Origin of the sequence: Actinacidiphila rubida, from assembly GCF_900110255.1 — a bacterium.
GTDB lineage: Bacteria > Actinomycetota > Actinomycetes > Streptomycetales > Streptomycetaceae > Actinacidiphila > Actinacidiphila rubida.
In genome coordinates, this window is record NZ_FODD01000021.1 from 101,824 (window position 1) to 126,726 (window position 24,903).

At 72.8% G+C, this 24,903-nt stretch carries 17 protein-coding genes; 5 read left to right on the plus strand and 12 right to left on the minus strand.

Annotation, left to right across the window (positions count from 1 at the left end):
• The first annotated feature begins 20 nt into the window (after window positions 1–20).
• Together BMW99_RS21580 and BMW99_RS21585 are read left to right on the plus strand one after the other, a co-directional pair.
• Window positions 21–779: a GntR family transcriptional regulator gene (locus tag BMW99_RS21580; protein WP_075017359.1), complete on the plus strand. Its 759-nt coding sequence runs from the start codon at window positions 21–23 to the stop codon at window positions 777–779.
• Window positions 776–1,420, plus strand: coding sequence for a histone deacetylase (locus BMW99_RS21585; protein WP_075017360.1), 645 nt, complete (start codon window positions 776–778; stop codon window positions 1,418–1,420). The genes BMW99_RS21580 and BMW99_RS21585 overlap by 4 nt, the downstream gene beginning before the upstream one ends.
• Here BMW99_RS21585 and BMW99_RS21590 read toward each other — a convergent pair.
• The 6 genes from BMW99_RS21590 to BMW99_RS40155 all read right to left on the minus strand — a co-directional run bounded on the left by BMW99_RS21590 (window position 1,383) and on the right by BMW99_RS40155 (window position 7,762).
• Window positions 1,383–2,405: a TolB family protein gene (locus tag BMW99_RS21590; RefSeq protein ID WP_075017386.1), complete on the minus strand. Its 1,023-nt coding sequence runs from the start codon at window positions 2,403–2,405 to the stop codon at window positions 1,383–1,385. The genes BMW99_RS21585 and BMW99_RS21590 overlap by 38 nt on opposite strands.
• Before the next feature lie 139 nt (window positions 2,406–2,544).
• Window positions 2,545–3,855 (minus strand): MFS transporter, encoded by a 1,311-nt coding sequence (locus BMW99_RS21595; RefSeq protein WP_075017361.1) that lies wholly within the window; start codon window positions 3,853–3,855, stop codon window positions 2,545–2,547.
• Window positions 3,856–3,858: 3 nt separating this feature from the next.
• Complete coding sequence (locus tag BMW99_RS21600) at window positions 3,859–4,746, minus strand: alkaline phosphatase family protein (protein ID WP_069466676.1); 888 nt, start codon at window positions 4,744–4,746, stop codon at window positions 3,859–3,861.
• A 137-nt stretch (window positions 4,747–4,883) separates the two neighbouring features.
• Window positions 4,884–6,323 (minus strand): sensor histidine kinase, encoded by a 1,440-nt coding sequence (locus BMW99_RS21605; protein WP_069466677.1) that lies wholly within the window; start codon window positions 6,321–6,323, stop codon window positions 4,884–4,886.
• Window positions 6,320–6,991, minus strand: coding sequence for a response regulator transcription factor (locus BMW99_RS21610; protein ID WP_075017362.1), 672 nt, complete (start codon window positions 6,989–6,991; stop codon window positions 6,320–6,322). The genes BMW99_RS21605 and BMW99_RS21610 overlap by 4 nt, the downstream gene beginning before the upstream one ends.
• A 24-nt stretch (window positions 6,992–7,015) precedes the next feature.
• Window positions 7,016–7,762 carry a LysM peptidoglycan-binding domain-containing protein gene (locus BMW99_RS40155; RefSeq protein ID WP_107485392.1) on the minus strand — a complete coding sequence of 249 codons (747 nt, stop codon included), beginning with the start codon at window positions 7,760–7,762 and terminating at the stop codon, window positions 7,016–7,018.
• Window positions 7,763–8,013: 251 nt separating this feature from the next.
• Between BMW99_RS40155 and BMW99_RS21620 the strand changes: the two genes are divergently transcribed.
• A complete protein-coding gene (locus BMW99_RS21620; protein ID WP_069462416.1) occupies window positions 8,014–11,019 on the plus strand; it encodes a bifunctional [glutamine synthetase] adenylyltransferase/[glutamine synthetase]-adenylyl-L-tyrosine phosphorylase in 3,006 nt (1,001 codons plus the stop codon).
• A 77-nt stretch (window positions 11,020–11,096) separates the two neighbouring features.
• Here the strand turns inward: BMW99_RS21620 and BMW99_RS21625 are convergent, their stop codons facing one another.
• The 6 genes from BMW99_RS21625 to BMW99_RS21650 all read right to left on the minus strand — a co-directional run bounded on the left by BMW99_RS21625 (window position 11,097) and on the right by BMW99_RS21650 (window position 18,364).
• Entirely contained in the window at window positions 11,097–11,984 is an 888-nt protein-coding gene (locus BMW99_RS21625) for a phosphatase PAP2 family protein (protein ID WP_069462417.1), read from the minus strand.
• Window positions 11,985–12,032: 48 nt separating this feature from the next.
• Entirely contained in the window at window positions 12,033–13,121 is a 1,089-nt protein-coding gene (locus BMW99_RS21630; protein ID WP_069462418.1) for a LacI family DNA-binding transcriptional regulator, read from the minus strand.
• Between the two features lie 34 nt (window positions 13,122–13,155).
• On the minus strand, window positions 13,156–14,895 hold the full coding sequence (locus BMW99_RS21635; RefSeq protein ID WP_069462419.1) for a glycoside hydrolase family 13 protein: 1,740 nt from the start codon (window positions 14,893–14,895) through the stop codon (window positions 13,156–13,158).
• A gap of 112 nt (window positions 14,896–15,007) precedes the next feature.
• The gene (locus tag BMW99_RS21640; protein WP_069462420.1) at window positions 15,008–15,916 is read right to left on the minus strand and encodes a sugar ABC transporter permease; all 909 of its coding nucleotides are present in this window, start codon (window positions 15,914–15,916) and stop codon (window positions 15,008–15,010) included.
• Between the two features lie 11 nt (window positions 15,917–15,927).
• Window positions 15,928–16,923 (minus strand): carbohydrate ABC transporter permease, encoded by a 996-nt coding sequence (locus tag BMW99_RS21645; protein ID WP_069462421.1) that lies wholly within the window; start codon window positions 16,921–16,923, stop codon window positions 15,928–15,930.
• 139 nt (window positions 16,924–17,062) lie between these two features.
• Entirely contained in the window at window positions 17,063–18,364 is a 1,302-nt protein-coding gene (locus tag BMW99_RS21650) for an extracellular solute-binding protein (protein ID WP_069462422.1), read from the minus strand.
• Window positions 18,365–18,785: 421 nt separating this feature from the next.
• Between BMW99_RS21650 and pulA the strand changes: the two genes are divergently transcribed.
• Window positions 18,786–24,260: a pullulanase-type alpha-1,6-glucosidase gene (pulA, locus tag BMW99_RS21655; RefSeq protein WP_245791572.1), complete on the plus strand. Its 5,475-nt coding sequence runs from the start codon at window positions 18,786–18,788 to the stop codon at window positions 24,258–24,260.
• 136 nt (window positions 24,261–24,396) lie between these two features.
• On the plus strand, window positions 24,397–24,900 hold the full coding sequence (locus BMW99_RS21660; RefSeq protein WP_245791573.1) for a GNAT family N-acetyltransferase: 504 nt from the start codon (window positions 24,397–24,399) through the stop codon (window positions 24,898–24,900).
• Window positions 24,901–24,903: the final 3 nt, after the last annotated feature.

Consider the following 24,903-nt stretch of genomic DNA (forward strand, 5'->3'; position numbering starts at 1 on the left):
ATGATCAGGAAGGACGTGCGATGACGACCGCGGGGAGCGCGCGCGAGCCGAAGTACCAGCGCATCGCTGGTGCGCTGCGGCGCGATATCGCCGAAGGGCGGTACGCGCCCGGGGAGCGGCTGCCGGGGGAGAACGATCTGATGGCCGAGCACGCGGTCGCGCGGATGACGGCGCGGCAGGCGCTCGCCGTTCTGCAGGCCGAGGGGCTGGCCGAGGCACGCAAGGGCGCCGGTGTGTTCGTCCGCGAGTTCGAGCCGATCCGGCGGCGCGGCATCCAGCGGCTCTCGCCCGAGCAGTGGGGGTCGGGGCGCTCGGTGTGGGACGCGGACATCGCCGAACGGGACCTGGCGGTCGAGGTGATCGCGGTCTCGGAAGTCTCCGGGGACGAGGTCCCGAGCGCCGTCGTCAACATCCTCGGCACGGCGGAGGTATGGCTGCGCCGGCGCCGGTTCGTCCTCGACGGCAAGCCCGTGATGCTCTCGGTGTCCTACTTCCCGGCCGCGCTGGTCGCCGGCACCCCCATCACCGAAACCGACACCGGGCCCGGCGGCGCCTACGCGCGGCTGGCCGAGCGGGGTCACGCCCCGGAGCACTTCCGCGAGGAGATCCGCTCCCGGATGCCGACGGCTGACGAGGCGCTGCGTCTCAAGCTCGCCGCGGGCACGCCCGTCATGCTCATCTGGCGCACCGCCTTCAGCGCCGAGGGCACCGCCGTCGAGGTCAACGAGATGATGCTGGACGCCGCGTCGTACGTGTTGGAGTACGACTTCGAGGGATGAGGGCAGGCGTGTACGTGTGGTACGTCGCGTACGGGTCGAACATGCACGGGGCGCGGCTGGCGTGCTATCTGGCGGGTGGGCGGCCGGTGGGGGCGGGGCGGGAGTACCCGGGGGCGCGGGACGCGGCGCCGCCGGTGCGCTCGGTCGGGGTGGAGCTGCGCGGGGTGGTGTACTTCGCGACGCACTCGCCGGTGTGGGGCGGGGGACGGGCGTTCTACGACCCGGACGCGGAGGGGCGGGCGCTGGCGCGGGCGCACCTCGTCACCGCCGAGCAGTTCTCGGACGTCGCCGCCCAGGAGATGTACGGGGAGCCGGGCCGCGACCTGGACCTCGCGGAGGTGCTGGCGACCGGCCGCAGCACGCTCGGCCCGGGCCGGTACGAGACGCTGGTGCGGGCCGGGACGCGGGACGGGATCCCGATGCTGACCCTCACCGCGCCGTGGTCGGTGGCCGAGGTGCCGTGGACCGCGCCCGCCGCGGCCTACCTGGAGCATCTGAGCGCCGGCCTGCGGGAGGCCGGCGCCTGGGACGACGCGGTGATCGCCCGCTACCTGGCCGGCCGCCCCGGCGCGGCCGGCCACTGGACGGCCGAGGGCGGGCTGCTCAGCCCAGCCACGCCGGGGCCAGGGCCGAGCGCGTGAGGAGACGCGGGGCGCCGGTGCCGTCGGCGGGGACGGTGTAGAGGTCGGAGCCGTAGTCACCGGGCATCGCGTAGACCAGGGTGTGGTCGTCGGACCAGACCGCCTGGTCGTCGATGTCGCGGTGCTCGGCCGTGGCGTGCTCGCGACCGGTCGCGAGATCCAGCACGTACAGCCGCCACGGCGCGTCGGACGACGCGCCCGGGACGCGCTTCTTGTACGCGACGCGGGTGCCGTCGGGCGACAGCGACGGGCACTCGACGTTGGTGTGGACGGTCACCGCGGTCCTCGTCGCGGTGTCGCCGTGGATCAGGTAGGTGTGGCCACCGGTGGCCAGCGTCGCGTAGAAGTGCTGGTCGTCGGCGAACGTCACGCCCCAGAAGTTGACGTCCGCGGCGCGCACGCGGGAGCCGTCGCGCGTGACGGTGTAGTCCTCCAGGGTGGGTACGAGCGTCCCCGTGCGGGTGTCGAGGATCGACGTGCGGGTGGAGAAGTTGGTGCCGGCGTAACTGTCGCCGCCGACGAACACCGTCCATGCCACCATGCGCCCGCTCGGCGAGACCCGGGCCCGGGTCGGGATGCCGGCCAGGCCGATCGTGCGGGTGACGCGCAGCCCCGAGTCGAGGACGACCGCGCGGTAGGTGTCGTTGACCGGCCCGCGCACCGCCTGGAGGCAGATGCCCGTGCCGCCGGCCGCGTAGAAGCGCAGGCACTTGACGCCGGACGCGGTGCGCGGCCCGTCCGGGGCGCCCGCCGGCACGGTGGTCAGCTCGTCGCGGTGCGGGCCCCACGCCATGGAGCGGAAGACGATGCGGCGCCCGCCGTCCGCGGCGAGCGAGACGGTCCCGGCGCGCACCGCGGGCCCGCCCGCCTGTGCCTGGTCCTTCTCGTGCGCGCGGGCGCCGGCGCGCCACACCGCGACGCCCGCCACGCAGGCCAGCACCAGCACGCACGCCAGCAGGACCAGCAGCCGCCCCCGGGTGCCCAGGCCCGGCTCCCGGCCCCGCCCCAGGCCCGGCTCCCCGCCCTGCGCACCGCCCGGCTCCGCACCCACCTCCGGTCGTGGCGCCACCTCCTCCGCGGCCCGCCCGCTCTCCCGCACGCCGCTCTCCCGCACTTCGCCGGCCTCAGCCATCCGCGTCCTCTCCGCTTCCCGCATCCCGAGGGCTTCCCGCGTCCCGCGCGTCCCGCCGCAACCTCAGCGACAGCACCACGCTCAGCGCCAGCGCCACGGCCGCGCCGCTCAGCGCCGAGCGGTCGCCCCACGCCGTCCAGGCCGCGCCGAACGCGATCGAGCAGACGAACCGGGCGGCGGCCTGCCCGGTCTGCACCAGCGCGAGGCCGCTGGAACGCAGCGCCGCCGGCACCGAACCGGCCGCGGCGGCCATCAGCACGCCGTCCGTGGCCGCGTAGAACGAGCCGTGCAGGGCCAGCACCGCGTACGGCAGGGCCCCGTTGTGCACGTGCGACAGCAGCAGGCCGTACGCGGCGAGCAGCGCGAAGTGCCCGCCGACGAACACGCGCCAGCGGCCCACCCGGTCCGCCCACCGGCCCAGCGGCACCGCCAGCAGCAGGAACGCCGCGGCCGTGCCCAGCGGCAGCAGCGCGAACCAGCGGTCGGACACTCCGAGCCGCCGCTGCAGCATCAGATAGACGAACGAGTCGCTGACCGTGGCCAGGCCCAGAACCACCGCGCACAGCGACAGGCCGCGCAGTTCACGCCGGCCCAGCAGCCCCACCGCGGCCCGCAGGGACGGGCGTTCGGCGGCCGTCGCCGGGGCCGGGCCGGTCAGCTCGGGGGAGCGGGACGGCACGAACAGCAGCAGCACCACCACGCCCAGGGCCGCCACGCAGAAGCTGACGGTGAACACGGCGTCGTAGCCCTCGGCGGCCTGCCGCAGGATCAGGAACGCGGCCAGCGGCCCGAGGAGCGCGCCGGTCGTGTCCATGGCCCGGTGCACGCCGAACGCCCTGCCGCGCGTCTCCGGCGGCGAGGACAGCGAGATCAGGGCGTCCCGCGGGGCTGTGCGCAGGCCCTTGCCGGTGCGGTCGAGGGCCAGCACCGCGCCGATCAGCGGCAGCGTGTGCACGGCCAGCAGCAGCGGCTTGCACAGCGCGGACAGGCCGTACCCCAGGGCCGCGACCGGTTTGTGCCGCCCGCCGCGGTCGGCGAGGTGGCCGCCGACCAGCCGGACGAGCGCGCTGAACCCGTTGTAGACCCCGTCGAGCAGACCGAAGCCGAGCGGGGACAGGCCCAGCCCGGTGACCAGGTACAGCGGCAGCACGGCCGTGACCATCTCCGACGAGATGTCGGTGATCAGGCTGACCGCACCGAGCGCGAGCACCGTGGCGCTCACAGCCGACCGCCCGGGGAACAGGCCCCGGGCGGCCGGTGCGGTCACCGCGGGCGTGCTGCCGCGGCTCTCGCTGACGTACATCGGTCAGCTGGTCCAGATGCCGGTGATGTCCGACGCGGACGCGGCCTGGCCGGCGTGCGTCGACGTCCCCGCCAGGTCCTCCAGCGTGCGCAGCAGGTTGTAGTGGTTGTAGGTGGTGCCGTTGGAGCTGCCCGCGGTGACCGGCTGGCCGTAGAACACGGTCGGGATGCGGTTGCCGCTCAGCGAGTTGTCCTCGTCGAAGGTGACGACGAGCACGCTGTTGTGGGTCTTGGCCCAGGTCGCGTAGGCGCCCAGGTTGTTCTTGATCCACGTGTCGCCGGTGGACACCGAGCAGTCGTGCATGTCGCTGCACAGGTTGGGCGTGACGAAGGACATCTTCGGCAGCGTGGAGTAGTCGGTGGGGAACTGCGCGAAGGTCTTCGCCGTGTTGGTCGGCACGTTGCTGAAGCCGAACCAGGGGTTGTGCTTCTGGGCGTAGTTGCCGCTCTTGCAGGTCGTCGAGCCCTGGCTGGGCAGGGTCTCGTTGTAGCTGCCCCAGCTCTGGCCGGCCGCGATGACCTCGGAGCCGAGGTTGGCGGCGGAGCTGAAGCCGGGGGTCACGCAGCTGTCGTCGGTGACGCCCTGCGTCGAACCCGAGAACAGGGCGTAGTAGTTGGGCTGGCTCGGGTGCGTGATCGCGTGGCTCTGCGTCAGGTTCGCGCCGCCCGCCTTGAGGGTGTTGTTGATGTAGGGGGCGCTGGAGCTGCCGATCACCTGGCTGTAGGCGTGGTTCTCCATGACGACCACGACGACGTGGTCGGGGCTCGGCACGGCGCCGGCGGCGTGGGCGTTGCCGCCCAGGCCCACCCACAGTCCGGTGGACGCGGCGGCGAGGCCGACGGCGGTGGCGAGGGCGGTGCGGCTGCGGCGGGGCGAGATCCACCCGGGCACGGGTTACCTCCGAGGAAGAGGGGGGAAAGACGACCGAACGGCAGTGTGCATGCCAAAAGCTAGGGGCGGAGGGGGGCCGTGGGACAGACGAGATTCGGTGAAATGTCGGCGAACGCTGAGCGCCCACCCGTCGTCGGTCACGGAGCCGGAGGGAGGGTGAGCACCAGCCGCACGCCCTGGCCAAGGGGCTGGGCCGCCACACCGCCTCCGTGCGTCTCGGCGATCTGCCGCACGATGGACAGGCCGAGTCCCGACCCGGGCAGCGAACGCGCGGCCGGTGACCGGTAGAAGCGGTCGAAGACATACGGCAAGTCCGCGGCGGGGATGCCCGGCCCCCGGTCGGTGACCGACACCTCTCCGGCCGGGGTCGTCGCCACCGTGACCGGCCCGCCGTCAGGGCTCCATTTTATCGCGTTGTCCACCAGGTTCCCGATGGCCCGCTCCAGGGCGTCGGGGTCGCCGTGCACCATGCACGGCTCCAGCGCGGCGGTGAACTCCACGTGCGGCGCGCGGGTCGCCGCGCGGTCCACGACCCGGCGGGCCAGCAGGTCCAGCCGCACGTCCTCGGTGTGCGTGCCGTTCGGCGAGCTGCCGTAACGGCCCAGGTCCACCAGGTCGTTGACGAGGGTGGTCAGCTCGGCGGCCTGCGCCCGGGCCTCGCGCACCAGCAGCGGCGCCTGCGGATCGGCCACGCCCGTTCCCTCGCCCAGGAGTTCGAGGTTCGTGGTGAGGCTGGTCAGCGGCGTGCGCAGCTCGTGCGAGGCGTCGGCCACCAGGCGCCGCTGGGCGCCCACCGAATCGTCGAGCGCGGACATCATCGCGGCGAACGAGCGGGTCAGCCGGGCGATCTCGTCCTTGCCGTCGGCCGCCAGCCGCGCCGACAGGTCCTGGGTGGCCGTGACGTGCTCGACGGTGTCGGTGAGCCGGCGCACCGGCCGCAGCACCCTCCCGGCCGCCAGCCGGGCCGCGAGCGCGGCCAGCACGCAGCCGCCCGCGATGATGGCCAGAAGCAGCAGTTCGAGCCGGTGCAGTGTCGCGCCCACCACCGACGTCGGCACCGCGGCGCGCACCAGCGTCCCGTCGTTGCCCACCAGCGGCGCGGTGTAGACGCGGTAGCGGACCCCGCCGTAGTCGGTGTACCGGAAGTACGGCGCGCGGGTGCCGTCCGCGACCTGGACGTCGGTGGCCGTGAGGTCGGCGAAGCCCGCGGAGGGGCCCTCCATGACCGGGGCCGCCACGAACTGCAGCAGCGTCGAGCCGACGTCGACGGGGCGCTGCGGGATGACGGAGCCGGGGCTCAGCGCGTCCGGGGCGGACGTGGGGCCGTTCGCCTTCGGATCGCCCGTCGCCCGGCCGTCCTTCGCGGCGTCCGGCTTCCGCGCCTCGGAGGTGCCGGCGGCTTTCTGCTTGAACGCCGCGACCAGGTCCGGCGCCTGTTGCGCCGCAGCCACCAGCGAACTGTCGTGCTGCGCCGTCAGGCTGCTGCTCAGCGACGGGTAGAGCACCAGCGCCGCCACGACCAGGGCCGCCAGGACCACCGCGCCGCCGGCGAGCGCGACGCGGTTGCGCAGGCTCACTCCTGCTCCCGCAGCACGTAGCCCAGGCCCCGCACCGTCTGCAGCAGCCGCGGTTCACCGTCCGCCTCCAGCTTCGCCCGCAGGTAACTGACGTACACCCACAGCGCGTTGGACGACGGGCCGAAGTCGTAGCCCCACACCGAGTCGAAGATCAGCGTGCGGCTGAGGACCCGGCGCGGGTTGCGCAGGAACAGTTCCAGCAGTGCGTACTCGGTCCGCGTCAGCTCCAGCACCCGGTCGCCGCGCCGGGCCCGGCACGCGGCCGTGTCCAGCTCCAGGTCGGCGAACCGCAGCACCTCGCTGTCCGCGCCGCTGCGCCGCAGCAGCGCCCGGACCCTGGCCCGCAACTCCTCCAGTGCGAACGGCTTCACCAGGTAGTCGTCCGCGCCGGCGTCCAGGCCCGCGACCCGGTCGGCGACCAGGTCGCGGGCGGTGAGCATGAGGATCGGGGTGCGGTCCCCGCGGGCCCGCAGGGTGCGGCACACCTCCAGCCCGTTGGGCTCGGGCATCAGGATGTCCAGCACCACCGCGTCCTGCCGGTGCGTGGCCAGCGACTCCAGCGCGGCCAGGCCGTCCGCCGCCACCGCCACCTCGTACCCGTCCCGGACGAGGGCGCGCGCCAGGGAGCGCCGTACCGCGTCGTCGTCGTCAACCACCAGCAGTCGCATGGCCACAGGGTCCCGCACCCGGTGTCAGGCCGAGGGCGGAACCGAGCGGACGGTGCCCGCCGGCTTGGCCGCCGCCATCTTCAGCGTGAACAGCGCGTCCGCGAGGCGCTCGGGTGTGACGCCCGCCCGCCGGGCGATCGCGGCGAACTGCGGGCCCGCCGTGTCCACGCTGCCCTTGGGACCGGAGGCGAGCTTCGCGACGGCGTCCAGCGCCGTCTTCGCCTCGGCTCGCGGGACACCCAGGAGTTTCGCCAGCTCGGCCGCGGAGAACGTCGACAGCGCGCCGCCGGGCTTACCGGGCTTGCCCGGGTCGCCCGGCTTGCCCTTGCCCGGGGCGCCGGGCTTCCCCGGCTTGCCCCTGCCCGGGGCGCCGGCCGGGCCGAAGACCTCACCGAGCAGGCGGGTCGCCTGCTGCCGGCTCAGCCCGAGGTCGCGGACCAGCCCCCGCACGAGCGCCGGGTCCCTGACGTCGCCGCCGTTCGCGCCGAGCCGCTCCTTGACGTGACGGAGCGCGGTGTCGAGCCGCGCCACCGTCACGCCGTAGCGCTTGGCCAGCGACGCCAGCGTGTCGCCGCTGCCGCCCTTGCCCCTGCCCGCGTCCTTCCCGGCCGTGCCCTTCCCCGGGTCGGCCGGAGCGGTGGCCTTCGCGTTGTGCTCCGTGCCCCCGGCGTCCGACGCCGAGCCCGCTCCCGCGGCGACCGCGGCCCCGGTCGCCCCGAGCGTCATCACCAGCGCCGTCCCCGCGGCGACCAGTCCTGTCCTGCGGCGCATCGCGCCTCCTTCCGTCATCGGGGCCGGCCCGTGCCGGCCCGCCGACCCCCGCAGGACACCACCCCCGGCTTCACGCCACCCGTGCCCGCACCTTAGGAACGCCGTAGAGGGCGCGGGGACGTGCGGCCCGGGGCGGGCGGGCGTGCCGTGACGGCGGCGGCCGGGGGCCGTGGGGTGGGGAGCCGCACCGGGGGTGGGTAAGTTGAAGGGACCGCGCGACCACGTAGCGGGCCGACCCGCCGGGAGGGCACATGCAGGGCCGACGCAGCAGTACGTTCTCCCGTCTGCTGCGCCACGGCTTCACCGACCCCGCCACGGCCGAGCGCCTGCTCGACGACGACGTGCTCAGCACGGTCCGCACGGACCCCGTCCTGCTGGAGGCGCTCGGCGCCACCGCCGACCCGGACCAGGCGCTGCTGGGCCTCGTCCGCCTCACCGAGGCCCTGGACGAGCCGGAGCGCCGCGTCCTGCTCGACACCGTCACGACCGCCAAGCCGCTGCGCGACCGCCTCCTCGGCGTCCTCGGCGCCTCCGAGGCGCTCGGCGACCACCTGGCGCGGCACCCCGCCGACTGGCACGCCCTCGTCACCTACGAGGCCGCCGACCTGCACCCCGGCATCGCCGAGTTCGAGCGCGGCCTGGCCGGCGCCGAGGACCCCGACGCGCTGCGCGCCGCCTACCGCCGCTGCCTGCTGGGGATAGCCGCCCGCGACGTGTGCGGCACCAGCGACCTGGTGCGCACCGCCGCCGAGCTGGCCGACCTGGCCACCGCCACGCTGCGGGTGGCCCTGGCCATCGCCTCGGCCGAGCAGCCCGGTGACGCGGCGGCCTGCCGCCTCGCGGTGATCGGGATGGGCAAGTGCGGCGGCCACGAGCTGAACTACGTCTCCGACGTCGACGTCATCTTCGTGGCCGAGCCGGTCGAGAGCGCGGCCGGCGCGGAGGAGAACCCGGCCCTGCAGGCCGCCACCCGCCTGGCCGCCCGGATGATGCGGGTCTGCTCCGACACCACCGCCGAGGGCACGATCTGGCCGGTGGACGCCAACCTGCGCCCGGAGGGCAAGAACGGCCCCCTCGTGCGGACCCTGTCCAGCCATCTGGCCTACTACAAGCGCTGGGCCAAGACCTGGGAGTTCCAGGCGCTGCTCAAGGCCCGCCCGATGGCCGGCGACGCGGCGCTCGGCCAGGAGTACATGGCGGCGATCCACCCCATGGTCTGGCAGGCCGCCGAGCGCGACCACTTCGTCACCGACGTGCAGCAGATGCGCCGCCGCGTCGTCGACAACATCCCGGCCGCCCAGGTCGACCGGGAGCTCAAGCTGGGGCCCGGCGGACTGCGGGACGTGGAGTTCGCGGTGCAGCTGCTCCAGCTCGTGCACGGCCGCTCCGACCTGTCGCTGCGCAGCCCCACCACCCTGACCGCGCTCGGCCAGCTCGCCGCCGGCGGCTACGTGGGCCGGGCCGACGCCTCCTCGCTGGACGACGCGTACCGCTTCCTGCGGCTGATGGAGCACCGCATCCAGCTGCAGAAGATGCGCCGCACCCATCTGGTGCCCGAGGACGAGGCGTCGCTGCGCCGGCTGGGCCGCGGCCTGGGCTACCGCTCGGAGCCGGTGGCGACGCTCAACCGGGAGTGGAAGCGGCACGCAATGGAGGTGCGGCGGCTGCACGAGAAGCTCTTCTACCGGCCGCTGCTGGACGCCGTCGCGCAGCTCGGCGCGGAGGAGAGCCGGCTGAGCACCGACGCGGCCCGCGAACGCCTCCAGGCGCTGGGGTACGCCGACCCGGCCGCCGCGATGCGCCACCTGGAGGCGCTGGCCAACGGCGTCACCCGCAAGGCGGCGATCCAGCGGACCCTGCTGCCGGTGCTGCTCGGCTGGTTCGCGGACTCCGCCGACCCCGACGCGGGCCTGCTGGGCTTCCGCAAGGTGTCCGACGCGCTCGGCAAGACGCCCTGGTACCTGCGGCTGCTGCGCGACGAGGGGGCCGCCGCGCAGCGGCTGGCGCGGGTGCTGTCCTCGGGCCGGCTCGCCCCCGACCTGCTGATGCGCGCGCCCGAGGCGGTCGCCATGCTCGGCTCCAACGACGCGCTGGTGCCGCGCGAGCCGTCCGCGCTGGAACAGGAGGTGCTGGCCGCCGTGGGCCGCGCCGCCGACGCGGAGCAGGCCATCGCGGCGGTCCGCGGGGTCCGCAGGCGCGAGCTGTTCCGCACGGCGGCCGCCGACCTCGTCGACACGTACGGGGACGACACCGAGGAGCACCAAGAGGCCGTGGACGCCGCGGCGATCGTCGACCGGGTCGGCTCGGCCGTCTACGGGCTGACCTCGGCGACGCTGGCCGGCGCGCTGCGGGCCGCGGTCAACGCGGTGACCGGCAACGACGCGCAGCCGCTGCCCACCCGGTTCGCGATCATCGGCATGGGCCGCCTCGGCGGCCGCGAGCTGGGCTACGGCTCGGACGCGGACGTGCTGTTCGTGCACGAGCCGTACGATCCGGCGGACGGCGGTGAGGCCGCGCGCGCCGCGTTGGCCGTGGCCGACGAGCTGCGCCGGCTGCTGCAGATCCCCACCGCGGACCCGCCGCTGCTCATCGACTCCGATCTGCGGCCCGAGGGCAAGAGCGGGCCGCTGGTGCGCACGCTGGCCTCGTACCGGGCGTACTACGACCGCTGGTCGCTGGTGTGGGAGAGCCAGGCGCTGCTGCGGGCCACGCAGGTGGCCGGCGACCCCGGGCTGGGGGAGCGGTTCATCGCGATGATCGACCCGCTGCGCTACCCCGAGGGCGGCCTGTCCGAGGAGGCGGTGCGGGAGATCCGGCGGCTGAAGGCCCGGATGGAGTCCGAGCGGGTGCCGCGCGGCGCCGACCGCACGCTGCACGCCAAGCTGGGCCGCGGCGGCCTGTCCGACATCGAGTGGACGGTGCAGCTGCTGCAGATGCAGCACGGCGCCCGGCTGCCGTCGCTGCGCAGCACCGGCACGCGGCGGGCGCTGGCCGCCGCGCACGCCGAGGGCCTGATCGCCACGGAGGACATGCGGGTGCTGGACGACGCCTGGGTGCTGGCCACCCGGGTGCGCAACGCCGTCATGCTGGTCCGCGGCCGGCCCGGCGACACCTTCCCCGGCGACGGCAAGGAACTGGCCGCGGTCGGCCGCTACCTGGGCTATCCGCCCGGCCACGTCGGCGACATGCTGGAGGACTACCGGCGCCGCACCCGCCGGGCCCGCGCGGTCGTGGAACGGCTGTTCTACGACGGATGAGCGACCGCGGCCGGTGAACGGGCCTCCGGCATATGCCGGATGGGGTCCGCGGGTGAGGGCGGAGGACGGAGCAGTCGTCAGACCGCGGGGCGGGGCAGCACCGGCAGCCGGTACACCCACCGGCCGTACAGCCACGACACCAGCGCGTAGCCGACCGCCAGGCACAGCGCGCCGCCGACCGCGTCCAGCCAGAAGTGGTTGCCGGTCGCGACGATCACCGTCAGCGTGAACAGCGGGTACAGCGCCCCCAGGACCCGCGCCCACAGCGGCTTGGCCAGCGTCACCAGCGTGATCCCGCACCACAGCGACCAGCCGATGTGCATCGACGGCATGGCCGCGTACTGGTTGGACACGTGCGACAGGCTGCCCTGGGACAGCGAGCCCCAGGTGTGGTGCAGCTCCACGGTGTCGAGGAAGCCCTTGCCGTTCATCAGGCGCGGCGGTGCCAGCGGGAAGGCCCAGAAGCCGACCAGCGCCAGCCACGTCGTCACGAAGAGGACCAGCCGGGACGGCCCGTACCGTTCGGGGTGGCGTACGTACAGCCACACGAGCACACCGATCGTGATGACGAAGTGCAGCGTGGCGTAGTAGTAGTTCATCCCGACGATCAGCCAGGTCACGGAGTTGACCGCGTGGTTGACGCCGTGCTCGACGGCCAGTCCCAGGTTGTGCTCGAAGGACCACACCCAGTCGGCGTGGTGCAGCGCCAGCGACCTCTTCTCCGGGACCGCGTTCCTGATCATCGAGTACAGCCAGTAACTGAAGCCGATCAGCAGGATCTCGAACCACAGGCGCGGCCGGCGCGGGGTCCGCAGCCGGTGCAGCAGCGCCGTGCTCCGCTTCTCCGCAGGGCTGGTGGCGCCGGCGGCCCCGTCATACCTCGTGGAACCCGTGGAACTCGCAGGGCCCGGGGCGGCCGTGCGGCCTTTCGGCGTTTCGGCGGTCTTCGCGGTGAGTTCCCCCATAGGAAACCAGTCTGCCAGATCCCTCACGCCGAGCGGCTGTTCCCCGCATCACGTCCGTGTCGAACCGGACACTCCGCGTGGCGACTGCTGCGGCGGAACCGGCGGGGTGCGATCCGCGGCCGCGGCCGGCACCGCCGCGGTCGAACCCCGCACCACCAGCTCGGGCATGAACACGAACTCGCTGTGCGGGGCCGGCGTGCCGCCGATCTCCTCCAGCAGCGCGTTCACCGCGGCCTGGCTCATCGCCGTCACCGGCTGCCGGATGGTCGTCAGCGGCGGGTCGGTGAACGCGATCAGCGGCGAGTCGTCGTAGCCGACCACCGACACGTCCTCCGGCACCGACAGGCCCTGCTGGCGGGCGGCCCGGATCGCGCCGAGCGCCATCATGTCCGACGCGCACACGATCGCGGTGCACCCCGACGCGATCAGCGCGGTGGCCGCGGCCTGCCCGCCCTCCAGCGTGTACAGCGAGTGCTGGACGAGCGTCCGCGCGTCCTGTTCCGACAGGCCCAGCACGTCCCCCATCGACGCCACGAAGCCCTCGATCTTGCGCTGCACCGGCACGTAGCGCTGCTGACCCACGGCCAGCCCGATCCTGCGGTGGCCCAGCGCCGCGAGGTGGGTGACCGCGAGCCGCACCGCGCCCCGGTCGTCGGGCGACACGAACGGCGCGTCGACCTTCTCCGAGAAGCCGTTGATCAGCACGAACGGCACACCCTGGCCGTGCAGCCGGGCGTAGCGCTCCATGTCGGCCGTGGAGTCGGCGTGCAGGCCCGAGGCGAAGATGATGCCGGCCACGCCGCGCTCGACGAGCATCTCCACCAGCTCGTCCTCGGTGGAGCCGCCGGGCGTCTGGGTGGCCAGCACCGGTGTGTAGCCCTGCCGGGTCAGCGCCTGGCCGATGATCTGCGCGAAGGCAGGGAAGATCGGGTTGAGCAGCTCGGGCGTGATCAGCCCGACCAGGCCCGCGCTGCGCTGCCGCAGCCGCACCGGCCGCTCGTAGCCCAGCAGATCGAGGGCGGCCAGCACGGATTCGCGGGTGCCCGCCGAGACTCCGGGCCTGCCGTTGAGCACCCGGCTGACCGTCGCCTCGCTGACGCCCGCCTGGGCTGCGATGTCAGCGAGCCGTGCGGTCACAGCACCGGATGCTAGGGGACGGAACGCCACCACGTCAGATCGACCACCAAACTGCCGTGTCCGCGGCGATCGCGGAGGTCGCGGAAGAATCGCCACCAATCGCCGCCCCGGACTGCCCGTCCGACTGCCCGTCCGGACCACTGGTCAGCATGACCGAGCCCGGCGCCGGCAGGGTCACCGGGTGCCCGTTGAGGTTCACCGCACACACGAAGCCGGGCTCGCCCGCGCCGCCGTCGCGGCGGAAGGCGAGCACGCCCTCGGGCGCCTCCAGCCACGTCACGTCGCCGCCGGCGCCCAGCGCCGGGTGCTGCCGGCGCAGCCGCAGCGCCGTGCGGTACATCTCCAGGGTGGAGTCCGCGGCGCCGGTCTGCGCCGCGACGCTCAGCCCGGCCCACTCGGCCGGCTGCGGCAGCCAGCTCGGGCCGCCGGCGACCGGGCCGAAACCGTACGGCGCCTCGTCACCGGACCACGGGATCGGCACCCGGCAGCCGTCGCGGAAGCCGTCCTGGCCGGCGGCGCGGAAGAACGACGGGTCCTGCCGCACCTCGTCCGGCAGGTCGGTGACGTCCGGCAGGCCCAGCTCCTCGCCCTGGTACAGGTAGGCCGAGCCGGGCAGCGCCAGCATCAGCAGCGTCGCCGCGCGGGCCCGGCGCAGGCCCAGTGCGCGGTCGCCCGCGGTCCGCAACTGGGTGCCCAGGCCGGGCGGGTTGGCGAACCGGGTGGCGTGCCGCGTCACGTCGTGGTTGGACAGCACCCAGGTGGCCGGCGCACCCACCGAACCCATCGCGGACAGCGACGTGTCGATCACGGCGCGCAGCGCGGCCGCGTCCCACGGCGTCGTCAGGTACTCGAAGTTGAACGCCTGGTGCAGCTCGTCGGGCCGCAGGTACAGGGCGGCGCGCTCGATGGTCGGCGTCCAGGCCTCGGCCACCGCGATCCGATCCCCGGAGTACTCGTCGAGGATCCGGCGCCAGCCGCGGTAGATCTCGTGCACGCCGTCCTGGTCGAAGTACGGCATGGCGGCGGTGCCCAGCAGCGCCAGCTGCTCGGCGTGGCCGATGTCCGGCAGGCCGGCGGCCTTCACCAGGCCGTGCGCCACGTCCACCCGGAAGCCGTCGACGCCCAGGTCCAGCCAGAAGCGCAGCACCGAGCGGAACTCGTCGTGCACCGCCGGGTGGTCCCAGTTGAAGTCGGGCTGCTCGGGCGCGAACAGGTGCAGGTACCACTCGCCGGGCGTGCCGTCGGCGTCCGTGGTGCGCGTCCAGGCCGGGCCCCCGAAGATGGACTCCCAGTCGTTGGGCGGCAGTTCGCCGTGCGCGCCCTTGCCCGGGCGGAAGTGGAAACGGTCCCGCAGCGGTGAGCCGGCACCCTCGCGCAGCGCCTGCTTGAACCACTCGTGCTGGTCCGAGCAGTGGTTCGGCACCACGTCCACGATCACCCGCAGGCCCAGGCCGTGCGCGCCGCGCACCAGGTCGTCGGCGTCGGTGAGGGTGCCGAACATCGGGTCCACCGCACGGTAGTCGGCCACGTCGTAGCCGGCGTCGGCCTGCGGGGAGGCGTAGAACGGCGACAGCCAGACGGCGTCCACGCCCAGGTCCCGCAGGTACGGCAGCCGGGCGGTGACACCCGGCAGGTCGCCCATGCCGTCGCCGTTCCCGTCGGCGAAACTGCGCGGGTACACCTGGTAGATGACCGCGTCGCGCCACCAGTCTCTGCGCTCGGCGTCGTCAGCGGCGGCGGCGGAGCTGGGCGCGTCGGTGAGGTGCTGGCTCATGGATTCCCTTGGTGGGGTGTGGTGGTGGGCTCGCCCCGTGCCTGGCGGCGGGGGCGGCATGGGTGCTGCGTCGGTGGTGCGGCGGGGTGCTGAGGCCCTCGGGCGTCAGCCCTCAGCCTTTGGTGCCGCCGGCTGTCAGGCCGGTCACCAGGTGCTTCTGGACGAGCATGAAGACGATGGCCGCCGGTATCGCGATGATCACCGAGGCGGCGGTCATGCTGCCCCAGTCGGCGCGCTGGTCGGCGGCGAAGGTGCGGATGCCGACCGCCAGGGTGGTGTGCGGGTCGCGCATGAACTGGTTGGAGTACGCGACCTCGCCCCAGGCGGTCAGGAAGCTGAAGAAGGCCGTGACGGCCAGGCCCGGCTTGGCCAGCGGCATGATCAGCCGCCAGAACGTGCCGAACGGGGTCAGCCCGTCGACCCGCCCGGCCTCGTCGATCTCGCGCGGGATGGTGTCGAAGTAGCCCTTCAGCATCCACGCGCAGAACGGCACCGAGATGGTGCAGTAGACCAGGACGAGGCCGAGGTAGGTGTCCAGCAGGTTCAGCTGCACCAGCAGGTTGTACAGCGGCACGATCAGCACGGCCATCGGGAACATCTGGGTGATCAGGAAGGTCCACATCAGCGGCCGGTGGCCCGGGAAGCGCATCCGCGAGACGGCGTAGCCGGCGCTCGCCGAGACCAGCACGCCGAGCACCGTGGTGGCCGCGGCGACGATCACCGAGTTGAGGAACCAGCGCGGGAAGTGGCTGTGCAGCAGGACGAACCGGTAGTTGTCCAGGCCGAGATGGTGGAGCACCTCGTTCGGCTGCTGCCACGCCGTGCTGGGGCCCAGCGAGATGAACAGGATCCACAGCACCGGGAAGACCGCGATGACGCTGGCCGCCATCAGCGTGGCGTGCAGGGCGAAGGACGCCCCGAGGCTGCGCTCGTTGCGGCCGCGGGTGCGCCGCCGGGCCGTGTCGGCGGCGCGGGGACGGGCGGGGACGGCGGCGGAGCCGCGTTGTGTGGTGGCGCTCATGGCGGCGGCTCCTAGTCCTGCGTCTTCAGCTGGCGGCGGTAGAAGGTGGAGAACGCCACGAGGATCATCAGGATGACGATGCCGTAGGTGGCGGACCCCGCGTAGTCGGCCGCGCCGCCGGAGAAGGCCATCTCGTAGGCGTGCGTCACGAGGATGTCGGTGTCGCCGGTGGTGTTGTTGCCGAGCAGCAGGTAGATGATCGGGAACATGTTGAAGGTCCACACGGTGGACAGCAGGATCACCGTGTTGGTGACCGGGCGCAGTCCCGGCACGGTGACGTTGAAGAAGCGCTGCACCGGTGTGGCGCCGTCCATCTCGGCGGCCTCGTACAGTTCGCCCGGGATGGCCTGCAGGCCGCCCAGGAGCGCGACCATCATGAACGGCACACCGCACCAGATGTTGACCAGGATGACCGCGATCTTCTGCGCGAACGGCGTGCCCAGCCAGTCCTGCGCGGGCAGCCCGACCTTGGTGATGATGTCGTTGAACACGCCGTACTGGGAGTTGAACATCAGCCGCCACGCGAACACGCCGATGAAGGCCGGCACCGCCCAGGGGAGGATCAGTGCCAGCCGGTAGAACAGGCGGAACCGCATCGGCCGGTTGAGCAGCAGCGCCATGGCCAGGCCGATGGCGTAGGTGATCGCCACGCAGGAGACGGTCCAGACGACCGTCCACTCCAGGCGCGGGTAGAAGTCGCCGTCCGCGCCGGAGATCACCTGCCAGTAGTTGTGCAGCCCGACGAAGTCGTAGGTGGCGCCGATGTGGATGGGGCCGATGTTCTGCGCGACGTTGCGCTCGTTGGCGTTGGTGAACGACAGGTACAGGCCGTAGCACAGCGGGTACAGCACCAGGACGCCGATCACGATGACCACCGGGGCGACCATCGCCCACGCGTACCAGTGCTTGTCCCACGACCGCTTGATCGACGTCCATGCGCCGTGGGGGGCGCGCGGCGCGGGCGCCTTCACGTCCCGGGCGCCTTCGTCCATGGTGGCGGTGGTCATCGCTCCTCGGCTTCTCGTCAGGTCTCTACAGGCAGGGCTCTACGGGGGGACGGACCGGACCGGCCGGCCGGGCGCGTGGGCCCCGCTCCCCTGAGGGAGGCGGGGCCCCGGCCGGCCGGTCCGGAACTGGTGGCCGCCGTTACTGGACGGCGTAGCCCGGCAGGAGCTTGCCGAAGTCCTTGGCCGCGGCGTCCAGGCCGGCCTGCACGGAGGTCTGACCCTGCAGGATCTTGATGTACTGCTGCTGCAGCGGCGTGAAGAGGCTGCCGACCTGCGGGAGGGCGACCCGCGGGCGGGCGGTGTCCATGATCGGCTTGAAGCCGGCGATGGTCCCGTTCTTCAGCACCGCGTCGGTGTACGCCGAGGTGCGGGTCGGCAGGGTGCCGTTCTTCAGCGCGATCTGCTGCTGCGAGGCCGACGAGGTCATGAACTGCGTGAACAGGTAGGCCGCGTCGAGGTTCTTCGAGCCCTGGTAGACGGCCAGGTCGTGGCCGCCGGTCGGGGCGAGCGCCTTGCCGGACGAGCCGGCCGGCACCGGGGCGTACCCGAGGTTGGCCTCCTTGCCCTGGAAGGCCGAGCCGGTCAGGTCGTCGCCGACCGACCAGGGGCCCTGGATCAGCATGGCGACCTTGCCGGTCTTGAAGGAGGTCTGCATGTTGTCGTAGGCGCTGGCGAAGTCGACCTTCAGCGACGAGGTGTCGTAGATCTTCTTGGCCTCGGTGACCGCCTTGACGGCCTCGGGCGAGTTGATCGTGATCTTCTTCGCGGCCGGGTCGGCCAGGTCGGCGCCCTCGCCGAACAGCACCGGGAACAGGAAGTAGGAGTCGGGGTTGACGTACGTGCCCGCGACGCCCGGCACCTTCTGCTTGATCGTGGCGGAGTCCGCGATCAGCTCGTCCCAGGTGGCCGGCGCCTTGGTGATGCCGGCCTTGGCGAAGATGTCCTTGTTGTACAGCAGGCCCAGGGTGTCGGTGACCGACGGCACACCGTAGGTCTTGCCGTCGTACTTGGTGGTGTTCATCGGGCCGGCCATGAAGTCGCCGGTGTCCTGCAGCGCGGTGGTGCCGTCGAGCGGGGCGATGTAGTGCAGCGAGGCGTACTCGGGGATCAGGCCGACGTCGGTGCGGACCACGTCGGGCGCGCCCTTGCCGCTCTGCGCGGCGGCCTTGAACTTCTGCTCCACGGTGCCGAAGTCGACGTTCTGGTAGTTGACCTTGATCTTCGGGTACTTCGCCTCGAAGGCCTTCACCAGTGCCTGGTACGTCGGGGCCTCGTTCTTGGCGTCCGAGGTGTCCCAGTAGGTGAGGGTGCCCGAGATCGAGGCGGGGTCCTGCGCCTTGCCGCTGTCGCTCTTGCCGTCGCCGCCGCCGTTGCCGCCACAGGCGGTGGCTCCGAGGACGATGGCCGCGGCCATCGCCACGGCGGATATGCCGCGTCGCATACCTGACTCCTTGATGAGGGAAGTGCCCGATCGCCCTGATCCGGCCAAGGGGCCGACCGTGTCCTCGGCCGGCTCCACCCGCTCGGGCTGGAGGGACCGTAGCAGCGGTGCAACGTCTTGCGAAAGAGCTTGCAAGTCCGTTTCTCCATGATCGTCGCGATGTGACAACTCCGTTACCCGAGCATGTCGGTTGCCCCACGATCGGGGCAAACGCGACACAGGTTCGCTGCTGTCGCGCCCTTTCGCGGACGAGCGCTGGAATTCCTTGCGGTGTCTTGCTGCAACACCCGAACGGGGGATACGGTCCCGGACAGCTCCGGCACCGACGCCGGGGCGGCACCCGGTTTCAGCGCGTGGACCCGGGCGCGAGGCTGTCCCTTCCCGTCCCCCCGGGGGCGGGTGATCGCAAGGAGAACTGCCCGTGGCCCTGGACTGGTTCAGGCTGCACGCCTTCCGGCACGACCGGCGTGCCCGGCGAACCCGGCTCAGCCGGCGGACCGCCGCGGGCACCGCCTTCGCCGCGCTCGCGGCCCTGGCCGTGCCCACCGCGTCCGCGCAGGCGCAGCAGTCGCCACCCCCGCCGCCGTCCGACAAGGCGCTGGCCGCGCAGCCCGCCCGGCACGGCGACACCCGCGAGCAGTTCTACTTCGTCATGCCGGACCGATTCGCGAACGGGGACCCGTCCAACGACCGCGGAGGCCTCACCGGCAGCCGCCTGGCCACCGGGTACGACCCCACCGACAAGGGGTTCTACCAGGGCGGCGACCTCAAGGGCCTGACCCGGAAGCTCGACTACATCAAGGGCCTGGGCACCACCGCCATCTGGATGGCGCCGATCTTCAAGAACAAGCCGGTGCAGGGCACGGGCAAGGACGCCTCGGCCGGCTACCACGGCTACTGGATCACCGACTTCACGCAGGTCGACCCGCACTTCGGGACGAACGACGACCTGAGGAAGCTGATCTCCGCCGCCCACACCAAGGGCATGAAGGTCTTCTTCGACGTCATCACGAACCACACCGCGGACGTCATCGGGAACACCCAGAACACCTACGACTACCTGTCGAAGGGCGCGTTCCCCTATCTGTCGGCGGACGGCACGCCGTTCGACGACAGCGACTACGCCGCGGGCGGCCAGGGCTTCCCGAAGGTGACCACGGCGTCCTTCCCGCGCACCCCGACGGTGCCCGCGGACGAGAAGGACGTGAAGGTCCCGGCCTGGCTCAACGACCCGACGATGTACCACAACCGCGGCGACTCCACCTTCGCCGGCGAGAGCGCCGACCAGGGCGACTTCTCCGGGCTCGACGACCTGTGGACCGAGCGGCCCGAGGTCGTGCACGGCATGGAGCAGATCTACGAGCGCTGGGTGCGGGACTTCGCGATCGACGGCTTCCGGATCGACACCGTGAAGAACGTCGACATGCCGTTCTGGACCCAGTGGGCGACCGCACTCGACCGGTACGCCGCCCAGCAGGGCCGCAAGGACTTCTTCCTGTTCGGCGAGACCTACTCCGCCGACCCCGCCGTCACCTCGCCCTACGTCACGCAGGGCCGCCTCGACGCGACGCTCGACTTCCCGTTCCAGGACGCGGCCCGCGCCTACGCCTCGCAGGGCGCCTCCCCGGCCAAGCTGGCGAACCTCTACGCGCAGGACTACCGGTACACCACCGACCAGGCCAACGCGTACGAGGAGGTCACCTTCCTCGGCAACCACGACATGGGCCGTATCGGGTCCTTCCTGCGGCAGGACAACCCGCAGGCGAGCGACGCCGAGCTGCTGAAGCGCGACGAGCTGGCGAACGAGGTGATGTTCCTCGGCCGCGGCAACCCCGTCGTCTACTACGGCGACGAGCAGGGCTTCACCGGCTCCGGCGGCGACAAGGACGCCCGGCAGACGATGTTCGCCTCGCAGGTCGCCGACTACCTCGACGACCCCGAGATCGGCACCACCCGCACCGCGGCCTCCGACGCGTACGACCCGCGGCACCCGCTCTACCGCGCCATCGCCGCGCTCTCCGCCCTCACCAAGGCGCACCCCGCGCTGCGCGACGGCGTGCAGACCGAGCGGTACGCCGACACCGGCAGCGGCCCCGGCGTGTACGCCTCCTCCCGGACCGACACCCGCACCCGTGACGACTACCTGGTGGCCGTCAACAACGCGACCACCGCCAGGACCGTGACCGTGCCCACCGGCAACACCGCGGGTGCCGCCTACCGCGCGCTCTACGGCGCCACCGGGACGGTCACCGCGGCCGGGGACGCCGCGACCGTGACGCTCACCGTCCCCGCGCTCAGCTCCGTGGTCTACCGGGCGGCCACCCCGCTGCCCGCCGCGGCCACCGCGCCCCGGATCACCCTCACCGCGCCCGCCACCGGCGCCACCGGCACCGTCGAGCTGAACGCCGACGTCACCGGCGGCGGCCTGAACCGCGTGGTGTTCGCCGCGCAGACCGGCAACGGGCCCTGGCAGGTGCTGGGTTCCGCCGACCACGCGCCGTACCGCGTCACGCAGACCCTCGCCGCCACCGTGCCGCCCGGGACCCCCGTGCGCTACAAGGCCGTCGCCGTCGACGACACCGGCCGCACCGCGGCCGCGACCGCCGGCACCGTCACCGGCGCCGTGCCCGTGCAGGCGCCGCCGACCGCGGTCAGCCGCGACTACGCGATCGTGCACTACCAGCGGACCGACGGGGACTACGCGGACTGGGGCCTGTACGCCTGGGGCGACATCGCCGACGGCGAGGGCACGACCTGGCCCGCCGGCCACCCCTTCACCGGCCGGGACGCCTACGGCGCCTTCGCGTACGTGAAGCTGAAGCCGGGCGCGTCCAGCGTCGGGTTCCTCGTCGTCGACAGGAACGGCGTCAAGGACACCGACGGCGACCGCAGCATCGACCTGACGACGACCGGGGAGGTGTGGGTGAAGCAGGGCAGTCCCGACGTCGCCACCACCGCACCGGCCGGTGCCTACCCGCCGCAGGACACGACCAGGGCGGTCATCCACTACCACCGGGCCGACGGCGACTACTCCGGCTGGGGTCTGCACGACTGGACCGGCGCGGCGAACCCGACCGACTGGACGTCGCCGCTGCAGCCGGCCCGGATCGACTCCTACGGCGCGGTGTTCGAGGTGCCGCTCGCCGCGGGCGCGACGTCGCTCAGCTACATCATCCACAAGGGCGACACCAAGGACCTCCCCGACGACCAGTCCCTGGACCTGACCGCCTCCGGCCACGAGGTGTGGCTGCTCGACGGCACCGAGAAGTACCTGCTGCCGCAGCCCCAGGGCTCGGGCGCCGACCTCGACCTCGGCAAGGCCGAGGCCCAGTGGATCGACCGGGACACCGTGGCCTGGCAGACCAGCGCCCCGTCCGTCTCCCAGCAACTCGTGTACGCCCCCGACGGCGGGCTCACCGTCAAGGACGGCGCGCTCACCGGCGCCGGGCAGCACTGGCTGCGGCTGACGAAGGCCGGCGCCCTCACCGGCGCCCAGCTCGCCCGCTTCCCGCAGCTGAAGGGCTACACCGCGTTCACCGTCGACCCGCGCGACCGCGGCCGCGTCACCGACGCCCTGCGCGGCCAGCTCGTCGCCACCCAGCGGGCGGCCACCGGCGCGCTGCTGGCCGCCACCGGCGTCCAGACGCAGGGCGTGCTCGACGACGTCTACGCCGGCCGGGCCCAGCAGGCCTCCCTCGGGCCGGTGTTCGACGGGCACGGCACGCCGCGGCTGTCGGTGTGGGCGCCCACCGCGCACACCGTGTCCGTGGAGATCGGCGGCCGCACCGTCCCGATGGTGCGCGACGCCTCGAGCGGCACCTGGTCGGTGACCGGCACCCCGGCCTGGACCGGGAAGCCGTACCTGTACGACGTGACGGTGTGGGCGCCCAGCGTCCAGCGGCTGGTGGTCAACAAGGTCACCGACCCCTACTCGGTGGCGCTCACCGCCGACTCCCGGCAGAGCCTCCTGGTGAACCTCGCCGACCCGAGGCTCGCGCCGAAGGGCTGGGCCACGCAGGCCAAGCCGCCGGCCGTGCCGATGAGCCGCGCGCAGATCCAGGAGCTGCACATCCGTGACTTCTCCGTCGCCGACACCACCGTGCCGGCCGCCGACCGCGGCAAGTACACCGCGTTCACCGACAGCACCTCGGCGGGCATGACCCACCTGAAGGACCTGGCGAAGGCCGGCATCACCCACGTCCACCTGCTGCCCGCGTTCGACTTCTCGTCCGTGCCGGAGAAGGCCGCCGACCAGGCGAGCCCGGACTGCGACCTGGCGTCGTACGCGCCCGACAGCGACCAGCAGCAGGCGTGTGTCGCGAGGACCGCCGCCAAGGACGCCTACAACTGGGGCTACGACCCGTTCCACTTCACGGTGCCCGAGGGCTCGTACGCGACCGACCCCGACGGGACGGCGCGCACCGTCCAGTTCCGGCAGATGGTGCAGGGCCTCAACGACGCGGGCCTGCGCGTGGTGATGGACGTCGTCTACAACCACACCTCCGCGGCCGGGCAGGCCGACACCTCGGTGCTCGACAAGATCGTGCCCGGCTACTACCAGCGGCTGATGCCCGACGGCTCGGTGGCCGACTCGACGTGCTGCGCCGACACCGCACCCGAGAACGCCATGATGGGCAAGCTCGTCGTCGACTCCGTCGTCACCTGGGCCAAGGAGTACAAGGTCGACGGCTTCCGCTTCGACCTGATGGGCCACCACCCCAAGGCGAACATCCTCGCCGTGCGCAAGGCGCTCGACGCGCTCACGCCCGCCAAGGACGGCGTCGACGGCAGGAAGATCATCCTGTACGGCGAGGGCTGGAACTTCGGCGAGGTCGCCGACAACGCCCGCTTCGTGCAGGCCACCCAGGCGAACATGGCCGGCACCGGCATCGCCACGTTCTCCGACCGGGCGCGCGACGCGGTCCGCGGCGGCAGCCCCTTCGACGCCGACCCCGGCGTCCAGGGCTTCGCCTCCGGCCTGTTCACCGACCCCAACTCCTCCACCGCCAACGGGACCGCGGCCGAGCAGAAGGCCCGGCTGCTGCACTACCAGGACCTCATCGAGGTCGGACTCACCGGCAACCTGCGGCAGTTCGGCTTCACCGATGCCGACGGCAAGCAGGTCACCGGCTCCGAGATCGACTACAACGGCGCCCCCGCCGGATACGCCGACGCGCCCGGCGACGCCCTCGCGTACGTCGACGCGCACGACAACGAGTCCCTGTACGACGCCCTCGCCTACAAGCTCCCGGCCGCCACCCCGGCCGCCGACCGGGCCCGCATGCAGGTGCTCGCCGAGGCCACCGCGGCCCTCTCCCAGGGCCCGGCTCTCTACCAGGCCGGCTCCGACCTGCTGCGGTCCAAGTCGCTGGACCGCAACTCCTTCGACTCCGGCGACTGGTTCAACGCCATCCACTGGAGTTGCGCGCAGGGCAACGGGATGGGACGCGGGCTGCCGCAGGCCGCCGACAACCAGAGCAAGTGGGAGTACGCCAAACCGCTGCTCACCGCACCCCAACTCACCCCGGACTGCGCGCAGATGCAGGGCACGTCGGCCGCCTACCAGGACCTGCTGCGGATCCGCACGGCGGAACCCGCGTTCCACCTCGGCACCGCGGACCAGGTCCAGCAGCAGGTGTCCTTCCCGCTGTCCGGGACCGCCGGCCAGACCCCCGGCGTGATCACCATGAAGGCCGGTGACCTCGTCGTCGTCTTCAACGCCACCCCGCAGCAGCAGAGCCAGCACCTCGCCTCGGCGGCGGGAACGCACTACGCTCTGCACCCCGTTCAGGCCGCCGGCGCGGACCCGGTCGTGAAGACCGCGTCCTACGCCCCCGCGACCGGCACGTTCACCGTGCCGGCCCGCACCGTGGCGGTCTTCACGACGGCCGGCTGACCCCGGCCCACCCCGCGGCGGGCCGCCCCGGAGCCTGACCTCCGGAGCGGTCCGCCGCGGCGTTCCCCCGCAGCCGGTCCGGACGGGGTGGCGGTCGATCCGCAACCTTCGGGCGGCTCGGTGCGTCCATGTACCCGTGACCAACCAGCACGTAGTGATCCGGCCTGCCGTGATCGAGGACCTGGACGCGATCAGCGGTGTCCACGCGCGGGCCCGCGCGACGTACTACGCCGGGCACCTGCCCGCCGAGGCCTACAGCGGACCGGAGGAGCTCGAACGGCAGCGCACCGGCACGTCGTGGGCCATCGCGTCACGCGAGCGCTCGGTACTGTGCGCGACGCGCGACGGCCACATCGTGGGGTTCGCGGTCGTCGGCGCCCGGTTCGACGGGGACAAGCTGTTCCACTTCCACATCGACCCCCGCGTGTGGCGCACCGGCGTGGGCACCGCCCTGCACCGCGCCTGCGTCGAGGTCTGGCAGGAGGCCAAACTCGCCGCGGTCCAGCTGGAGGTGTTCGCCCCCAACGCCCGCGCCCGCGCCTTCTACGCCACCCAGGGCTGGGAGGAGACCAGCCGGGAGGACGACCACGTGGTGATGACCCTCCGCGTTCCCGGCCCGGAGCACCCGGCGGGTGAGTAGTAG

What these genes read in the sequence shown, in the direction of transcription:
- BMW99_RS21580 (WP_075017359.1), top strand. Translation starts at nt 21, where the DNA reads ATGACGACCGCGGGGAGCGCGCGCGAGCCGAAGTACCAGCGCATCGCT.
- BMW99_RS21595 (WP_075017361.1), bottom strand. Translation starts at nt 3,855, where the DNA reads ATGTACGTCAGCGAGAGCCGCGGCAGCACGCCCGCGGTGACCGCACCG.
- BMW99_RS40155 (WP_107485392.1), bottom strand. Translation starts at nt 7,762, where the DNA reads ATGCGCCGCAGGACAGGACTGGTCGCCGCGGGGACGGCGCTGGTGATG.
- BMW99_RS21645 (WP_069462421.1), bottom strand. Translation starts at nt 16,923, where the DNA reads ATGACCACCGCCACCATGGACGAAGGCGCCCGGGACGTGAAGGCGCCC.
- BMW99_RS21625 (WP_069462417.1), bottom strand. Translation starts at nt 11,984, where the DNA reads ATGGGGGAACTCACCGCGAAGACCGCCGAAACGCCGAAAGGCCGCACG.
- BMW99_RS21585 (WP_075017360.1), top strand. Translation starts at nt 776, where the DNA reads ATGAGGGCAGGCGTGTACGTGTGGTACGTCGCGTACGGGTCGAACATG.
- BMW99_RS21620 (WP_069462416.1), top strand. Translation starts at nt 8,014, where the DNA reads ATGCAGGGCCGACGCAGCAGTACGTTCTCCCGTCTGCTGCGCCACGGC.
- BMW99_RS21640 (WP_069462420.1), bottom strand. Translation starts at nt 15,916, where the DNA reads ATGAGCGCCACCACACAACGCGGCTCCGCCGCCGTCCCCGCCCGTCCC.
- BMW99_RS21635 (WP_069462419.1), bottom strand. Translation starts at nt 14,895, where the DNA reads ATGAGCCAGCACCTCACCGACGCGCCCAGCTCCGCCGCCGCCGCTGAC.
- BMW99_RS21610 (WP_075017362.1), bottom strand. Translation starts at nt 6,991, where the DNA reads ATGCGACTGCTGGTGGTTGACGACGACGACGCGGTACGGCGCTCCCTG.
- BMW99_RS21650 (WP_069462422.1), bottom strand. Translation starts at nt 18,364, where the DNA reads ATGCGACGCGGCATATCCGCCGTGGCGATGGCCGCGGCCATCGTCCTC.